Origin of the sequence: Streptomyces calidiresistens (assembly GCF_014141525.1) — a bacterium.
Classification (GTDB): domain Bacteria; phylum Actinomycetota; class Actinomycetes; order Streptomycetales; family Streptomycetaceae; genus Streptomyces; species Streptomyces calidiresistens.
The window spans coordinates 1-7,224 of record NZ_VKHS01000212.1 but is presented as its reverse complement, the minus strand read 5'-3'; the positions used below and the strand labels follow the sequence as shown (position 1 = coordinate 7,224).

Here is a 7,224-nt window from a genome sequence, read left to right as displayed (position 1 = left end):
GTCCCGTTCCGCCCGCTGTCCCGCCCGACGCGGGCGCCGCCCCCCATCCGACTCCCCGACTCCCCGGGGGTTCACGGCGAGGAGAATCCACCCCATGAGCGTGACTGTCCGAATCCCGACCATCCTGCGCACCTACACCGGCGGCAGCGCCGAGGTGAAGGCGGAGGGGGCGACCCTCTCCGAGGTGCTCGCCGACCTCGACGCCAACCACCCCGGCATCGCCGGTCGGGTCCTGGACGACGAGGGGAGGCTGCGCCGCTTCGTGAACGTCTACGTCAACGACGACGACGTGCGGTTCGCGGACGGCCTGGCCACGGAAACCCCCGATGGCGCGGGTATCTCGATCATCCCGGCGGTCGCCGGGGGCTGACCCTCCGCACGACGCCGGCCACGGCGTGTCGAACGCTCCGTTCGATGATCCGACCCCGCCCCGGGACCTTTCCGGTCCCGGGGCGGAGGCGTTCCCGGGGGCGATAGAGTTGGGTTCGCGAGCCCCCGTGCCGGCACATCCGGGCACCCGGGGCGCATATGAATTCACGACACTTCACCGTCATCGCGCGCCGAAAACCATCGCCGTGAATGCCGGATTGGCGTGCTTCCTCCCATCCGAATTTTCAATGTTTTTCGGTGTTTCGTGCGCTTTGCCCGTTCCGGGGGCGCAGAATTCCCGCTCGAATGACCTGTTGCGGTGGGCGTCCGGGCGGATACATTCAGCGGCGGTCGCGCGTTCCGGCGCACATCCCCGTCCGGCCGGGGATGGAGCCCGAGAGGTGCGATCCGGGGCCGCGAGGTGTGGTCTCGTGAAAAGGCCGGCAACAGGGGAGTTGGGAATGGCTCAGGGCACCGTCAAGTGGTTCAACGCGGAGAAGGGATACGGCTTCATCGCGGTCGACGGTGGTGCGGACGTGTTCGTCCACTACAGCGCGATTCAGATGGACGGTTACCGCACTCTCGAGGAAGGACAGCGGGTCGAGTTCGAGATCTCGCAGGGCCAGAAGGGCCCGCAGGCCGACATGGTCCGGGTCACCGCCTGACCTCCGCGGCACCGCAACGTCCGAATGTCCGTCGGGCCCGCATCTCCCCCGGGGTGCGGGCCCGACGCATGTCCGAACGCGGGGACGCCCGTTCGGGTCGTGCCCACCCCCTTCCCGGCGGCCCGGAGGGGGGCGCGCGAGGGGGCGCACGGGCGTCCGGAACCTTTCGACCCGGCGGACGGCGCTTGCACTCCCGGGTGCCGAGTGCTAATCATGGGCTTGGCACTCTGAAGGTGAGAGTGACAAAGCAGGACCGGTCTCGGTGAGGTCCGCGGAGCACGGTGGGGGCAAGGAACCACCGGGTGCGCGGGCCGTCCGTCGCGGGCGCCGGCGCGGTCCGGAGCAATCCACCCCGTCTCTGGGAGGACCACTTCACATGGCCAAGATCATCGCGTTCGACGAGGAGGCTCGGCGCGGCCTCGAGCGCGGGATGAACCAGCTCGCCGACGCCGTCAAGGTCACCCTCGGCCCCAAGGGCCGCAACGTCGTGCTGGAGAAGAAGTGGGGCGCCCCCACGATCACCAACGACGGTGTGTCCATCGCCAAGGAGATCGAGCTCGAGGAGCCGTACGAGAAGATCGGCGCCGAGCTCGTCAAGGAGGTCGCGAAGAAGACCGACGACGTCGCGGGTGACGGCACCACCACCGCCACCGTCCTCGCCCAGGCGCTCGTCCGCGAGGGCCTGCGCAACGTCGCCGCCGGCGCCAACCCGATGGCCCTGAAGCGGGGCATCGAGAAGGCCGTCGAGCAGGTCTCCGAGGCCCTGCTCGGCCAGGCCAAGGAGGTCGAGACCAAGGAGCAGATCGCCTCCACCGCCTCCATCTCCGCCGGTGACGTCCAGATCGGCGAGCTGATCGCCGAGGCCATGGACAAGGTCGGCAAGGAAGGCGTCATCACCGTCGAGGAGTCGCAGACCTTCGGGCTCGAGCTCGAGCTCACCGAGGGCATGCGCTTCGACAAGGGCTACATCTCCGCCTACTTCGCCACCGACATGGAGCGCATGGAGGCGGAGCTCGAGGACCCCTACATCCTCATCGCCAACTCCAAGATCAGCGGCGTGAAGGACCTGCTGCCGCTGCTGGAGAAGGTCATGCAGTCCGGCAAGCCGCTGCTGATCATCGCCGAGGACGTCGAGGGCGAGGCCCTGTCCACCCTGGTGGTCAACAAGATCCGCGGCACCTTCAAGTCCGTCGCCGTCAAGGCCCCGGGCTTCGGTGACCGTCGCAAGGCCATGCTGGGCGACATCGCCATCCTCACCGGCGGCCAGGTCATCTCCGAGGAGGTCGGCCTCAAGCTGGAGAACGCCGGGCTGGAGCTCCTGGGCCGCGCCCGCAAGGTCGTCATCACCAAGGACGAGACCACCATCGTCGACGGTGCCGGCGACAGCGAGGCCGTGCAGGGCCGGGTCAACCAGATCCGTGCCGAGATCGAGAACTCCGACTCCGACTACGACCGCGAGAAGCTCCAGGAGCGCCTGGCCAAGCTCGCGGGCGGCGTCGCCGTCATCAAGGCCGGTGCCGCCACCGAGGTGGAGCTCAAGGAGCGCAAGCACCGCATCGAGGACGCGGTGCGCAACGCCAAGGCCGCCGTCGAGGAGGGCATCGTCGCCGGTGGTGGCGTGGCCCTGCTGCAGGCCGCCTCGGTCTTCGAGAAGCTGGAGCTGGACGGCGACGAGGCCACCGGTGCCGCCATCGTCAAGGTCGCGCTGGAGGCCCCGATCAAGCAGATCGCGGTCAACGCCGGCCTCGAGGGCGGCGTCGTGGTGGAGAAGGTCCGCAACCTCACCCCGGGTCACGGCCTGAACGCCGCCACCGGCGAGTACGTGGACCTGGTCGCCGAGGGCATCATCGACCCCGCCAAGGTGACCCGCTCCGCGCTGCAGAACGCCGCCTCCATCGCGGCGCTCTTCCTCACCACCGAGGCCGTCATCGCCGACAAGCCGGAGAAGAACGCCGGTGCCGACGCCGCCGCCGCGGGCGGCATGGGCGGTGGCATGGACTTCTGATCCCCCGGGATCGGAGGACCGAGCCGCGTCCACGACGCACGGCGAGACGCCCGAGGGCGGCATCCCCACACCGGGGGTGCCGCCCTCGGCGCGTTCCGGCGTCCCCCGGGGAAGACCGGACTCCCCGACGTCACGGGTTTTCCGCGGGGAACCCACCGTGATCGACAGATGGCGGTGGGTGTCGGCAGGATGCTCCCATGGTGGTGCACCCGGGGCCGGCGCGGTGACGGGCGAGCCGCGAGCGGCCGGGCCGGGACGCGAGGACAGTGCGGAAACAGTGGGGGCGGGTCGGCGGGGTTCGGGCACGGGCCCGGCTTCGACGCCGGCCGTCGCGTCCCGGTGATCCGGCGCCGAACGGGTCTCAGCCCGCTTCGGCCCCCGGTGGGTCCACCGGCGCCGCTCCGGCGGCGAGCAGCGCCTCGCGCAACCGGCCCCGGGCCCCGGTCAGCAGCCGCTCCGCGCCGGTGGCGTCCACGCCCGCGAGGAGCATGAGGATGGCCGGCTTGACCTCCCCGCCGGTGGCGGTCAGCGCCTCCTCGATCGCCGGCGCCGGGGCGCCGGTGGCCAGCGCGACGATGCGCCGCGAGCGGGCCCGCAGTTTGTCGTTGGTGGCCCGCACGTCCACCATCAGGTTCCCGTAGGTCTTGCCCAACCGGATCATGGTGATGGTCGAGATCATGTTGAGCACGAGCTTCTGCGCCGTGCCCGCCTTCAGCCGGGTGGAGCCGGTGATCAGCTCCGGCCCGACCACCACCTCGATGGCGTGTTCCGCCGCCGCGCCCAGCGGGGTGTCCGGGTTGCAGGCCAGGCCGATGGTCAGCGCCCCCAGCCGGCGGGCGTGTTCCACGGCCCCCACGGCGTAGGGGGTGCGGCCGGAGGCGGAGATCCCGACCACCGTGTCGAGCGGCCCGACGCCCCGGGCGTCCAGATCGGCCGGGCCGGCCGCCGCGTCGTCCTCGGCGCCCTCCACCGCCGAGACCATCGCCTCCGGACCGCCGGCGAGCAACCCGACCACGGTCCCGGGGTCGGTGTTGAAGGTGGGCGGGCACTCGCTGGCGTCCAGCACGCCCAGCCGGCCGGCGGTCCCGGCCCCGGCGTAGAAGAGTCGGCCGCCCTTCTCCATCCGGGCGGCCACCGCGTCGATGGCCTCCGCGACCCGGGGGAGCACGGCCTCCACCGCGCGCGGCACCCCGGCGTCCTCGCGGTGCATCACCCGGACGATCTCCGCGGTGGACAGGCGGTCGATGGAGGCGAGGTCGGCCCGATGGGCCTCGGTCGCCAGTGTCTCCAACCGGTCGCGCAGCCGCTCCCCGTCCGACCCCGGCGGGTTGGCGGGGCCGGGCGGGACCGGCGCCGGGGAGGACGGGGACGGCCAGGAGGAGGGAACGGCGCTCATGGGCGTGCGGATCTCCGGGGTCGGGCGGCCGGGGCCGGCGCCGGGGCGCCGGCCGTTCAGCGCGGCTCGCGGGTCGGGTGGCGGTGGGCCAGGGCCTCGTAGCTGGCGCGCAGCGCGGGCGCGGCGGTGTCGTAGGTGCGCTGGGCCACGCCGACGAACAGGCAGTCCACGACCAGCAGTTGGCCGGTCCGGCTGGACATCGCCGCCGGCCGCAGTTCGCTCTCGCGGGCGGTGGAGGTGGTCAGCACGTGGTCGGCCCAGCGGGTGACCTCGCCGTCGGGGCGGCCGGTGACCGCCACGGTGGTGGCGCCGTGGTCGAAGGCGGCCCGCAGCGGCTCGACCACGTCCACGGTGCTGCCCGAGTGGGTGATGGCCAGGGCCACGTCGCCGGCGCGCAGTTGCACGGCGCCGGTGACCGCGAGGTGGGGGTCGGCGTGGGCGTGGGCGACCTTGCCGATGCGCAGCAGTTTCTGCGCCAGGTCCTGGGCGACCAGGGAGGAGGCCCCGGCCCCGTACAGGTCGATGCGGGGGGCGGCGGCCAGCGCGGTCACGGCGGCCTCCACCTGTCGCAGATCCAGGGCCCCGGCGGTGTCGGTGAGGGTCTGCCGCTCGTCGCGGGTCAGTTTGGCGAGGACCTCCGCCATGGGGTCGTCCACGGTGATGTCGGTGGTCAGGGAGGGTGCGGCGCCGGACGCCTGTTGCGCGGCGAGCCCGGCGAGTGCCAGCCGCAGGTCGCGGTAGCCGGGATACCCGAGCAGCCGGGCGGTCCGTACCACGGTGGCCTCGCTGGTGCCGGTGCGCTCGGCGAGGGCGGTGACGGTGAGGGCGGCGCAGCCGGCCGGGTCCCCGGCGACCGCTTCGGCGACCCGCTGCATGGAACGGGTCATCGAGGGGGCCATGGTGCGGACCTTGGCCGCCAGCGCGGCCGGCTCGGGCGGCGCCGGCCGCGGCACGGTGGTGACCGGTCGGGCCCGCTCCCCGCGCCGTGCGGCATTTTTCTTCATGGACTCCCTCACGTGTGAAAGATATTTTCGTACGGGTTCTTCCGTCAAGCCCTGCCGCGTCCGCCGATCCGGGGACGCGCGGGGTTCATACTGGTCAGCGGAGCGGCCCGCGGGAAGCCCCGGGCCGGGGGTCGGCGGCCGTGATCGGTGGGGGCCGCGGGGATCGGGGAGGAGGAGCGCGGATGGCGGTGTACATCGACCCACCGCGCTGGCCGGGCCACGGTCGGCTGTGGTCGCACCTGATCAGCGACCGGTCCACCGACGAACTCCACCTCTTCGCCCGGCGCCTGGGGGACGTGCCGCGCCGCGCCTTCGATCGGGACCACTACGACCTGCCGGCCGAGCGGTACGCGGAGGCGCTCCGGCTCGGCGCGCGGCCGGTGGGGAGCCGGGAACTCGTGCGCCTGTTGCACGTCTCCGGTCTGCGGCGGCGCAAGCGGTGGTCGCCGCGCCCCGCGGTCGGGCCCGGTGGGGGCGGGGACGTCGGGCGGGCCCCCGGCCCGGGGCTCAGGCCGTGAGGAGTTCCAGTTCGGCCCGCAGGTTGTACCGGGCCGTGGCCTCCCAGTGCGCCGCCCCGTACGGGGTGCGGTAGAGGCGGGGGAGGGCCAGCAGGTCGCGCAGCACGGCGGCGCGGCCGGCGCGGAAGGCCTCGGCGGGCACGGACGCGTACTCCATCCGCACGGCCGCGGTGTACCGGGCGTACTCCTCCGGTGGGCCGCCGAGCACGCCGAGGTCGGCGTCGCACAGCGTCTCCCCGTTGGTGTCGCCCTCGGCCGTGCGGTGGCCGGCGGTCAGCCGTACCAGGCGGGCCACCTCGGCGACGCGGTCGGGGGAGATCCCGAGGGAGGGGATCTCCTCCTCGGCCAGGCGGGCGCTGCGCTCCTCGTTGTCGGGGGCTCCCGGGTCGTACACCGCGTCGTGGTACCAGGCGGCGAGTTCGACGGCGACGGGATCCTCGGCGTGCCCGGTGAGGAGATCCAGGCGGTGGAGCACGGCCCACAGGTGGTCGAGGGTGTGGTAGTGCCGGGTGGGCTCGGCCCAGCGGGCGAGCAGTTCGCGGGTGCGTGCGGCGACCTCGGGGCGGTCGCCGAGCAGGCGGAGCAGCCGGGTCTCCGGCGGGGGCGTGTTCCCCCGGGCCGGGTCGGGGCGGGGCGTTCCCGGTCCGGACGGGGTCGGTGAACGGACGGGGGCACCGGCCCGTCCGGTGGGTGGGACGTGCGTGGCGCACATGGTCTGGACCTTTCCTCGGAACGGCGTGTGTGACACTCTTTGCGATATGTCTAGACCACTTCTCGAGGTGATCGCCCTCGATGTCGAGGACGCCGTGGCGGCCCGGACCGGTGGGGCGGATCGCCTCGAACTGGTGACCGACATGGCGGCCGACGGCCTGACCCCCTCCCCGTCCATTTTCTCCGCCGTGCGCGACGCCGTCGATCTGCCGATCCGGGTCATGCTCCGCCCCCGGGACGGATTCGTCATCGGCGACACCGCCGACCTCGAGCGACTGTGCGCCGACGCCGCCGAGTTGCGGGAGGCCGGCGCCGACGAATTCGTCATCGGTTTCCTCGACGCCGACGGCGACGCGGACCTCCCCGCACTCGGCGCCCTCCTCACCGTCCTCGGCGACGTCCGGTGGACCTTCCACCGGGCCCTGGACCACGCCCCCGACCGGGGCGCCGTGCGGCGCGCCCTCACCGGCCTGCCGGGTCTGGACACCCTGCTCACCGCCGGCTCCGCCGCCGGTGTGGACGCCGGGCTGGAGGTGCTGCGCGAGGAGGCCGACCC

General features: G+C 73.0%; 8 protein-coding genes. 5 read left to right on the top strand and 3 right to left on the bottom strand.

Annotation, left to right across the window (positions count from 1 at the left end):
- The first annotated feature begins 94 nt into the window (after positions 1-94).
- From FOE67_RS11295 to groL, 3 genes are all read left to right on the top strand, one after another.
- Positions 95-370: a ubiquitin-like small modifier protein 1 gene (locus FOE67_RS11295; protein WP_182663175.1), complete on the top strand. Its 276-nt coding sequence runs from the start codon at positions 95-97 to the stop codon at positions 368-370.
- A gap of 460 nt (positions 371-830) precedes the next feature.
- Positions 831-1,034: a cold-shock protein gene (locus FOE67_RS11290; protein ID WP_004986573.1), complete on the top strand. Its 204-nt coding sequence runs from the start codon at positions 831-833 to the stop codon at positions 1,032-1,034.
- A 376-nt stretch (positions 1,035-1,410) separates the two neighbouring features.
- Complete coding sequence (gene groL / locus FOE67_RS11285) at positions 1,411-3,039, top strand: chaperonin GroEL (protein ID WP_182663173.1); 1,629 nt, start codon at positions 1,411-1,413, stop codon at positions 3,037-3,039.
- A 361-nt stretch (positions 3,040-3,400) separates the two neighbouring features.
- Here groL and murQ read toward each other — a convergent pair whose 3' ends face one another.
- Positions 3,401-4,435 carry an N-acetylmuramic acid 6-phosphate etherase gene (gene murQ, locus FOE67_RS11280; RefSeq protein ID WP_182663171.1) on the bottom strand — a complete coding sequence of 345 codons (1,035 nt, stop codon included), beginning with the start codon at positions 4,433-4,435 and terminating at the stop codon, positions 3,401-3,403.
- A gap of 56 nt (positions 4,436-4,491) precedes the next feature.
- Positions 4,492-5,439: a MurR/RpiR family transcriptional regulator gene (locus tag FOE67_RS11275; protein ID WP_182663169.1), complete on the bottom strand. Its 948-nt coding sequence runs from the start codon at positions 5,437-5,439 to the stop codon at positions 4,492-4,494.
- Positions 5,440-5,621: 182 nt separating this feature from the next.
- Between FOE67_RS11275 and FOE67_RS11270 the strand changes: the two genes are divergently transcribed.
- Positions 5,622-5,957: a DUF4031 domain-containing protein gene (locus tag FOE67_RS11270; protein ID WP_182663167.1), complete on the top strand. Its 336-nt coding sequence runs from the start codon at positions 5,622-5,624 to the stop codon at positions 5,955-5,957.
- On the opposite strand, the gene FOE67_RS11265 is transcribed toward FOE67_RS11270, so the two are convergent.
- Positions 5,947-6,669 carry an HD domain-containing protein gene (locus tag FOE67_RS11265; RefSeq protein WP_182663165.1) on the bottom strand — a complete coding sequence of 241 codons (723 nt, stop codon included), beginning with the start codon at positions 6,667-6,669 and terminating at the stop codon, positions 5,947-5,949. The two genes, FOE67_RS11270 and FOE67_RS11265, sit on opposite strands and share 11 nt — an antisense overlap.
- Positions 6,670-6,715: 46 nt before the next feature.
- Here FOE67_RS11265 and FOE67_RS11260 point away from each other — a divergent pair.
- The coding region (locus FOE67_RS11260) for a copper homeostasis protein CutC (protein ID WP_182663163.1) at positions 6,716-7,224 on the top strand (509 nt) is incomplete at its 3' end.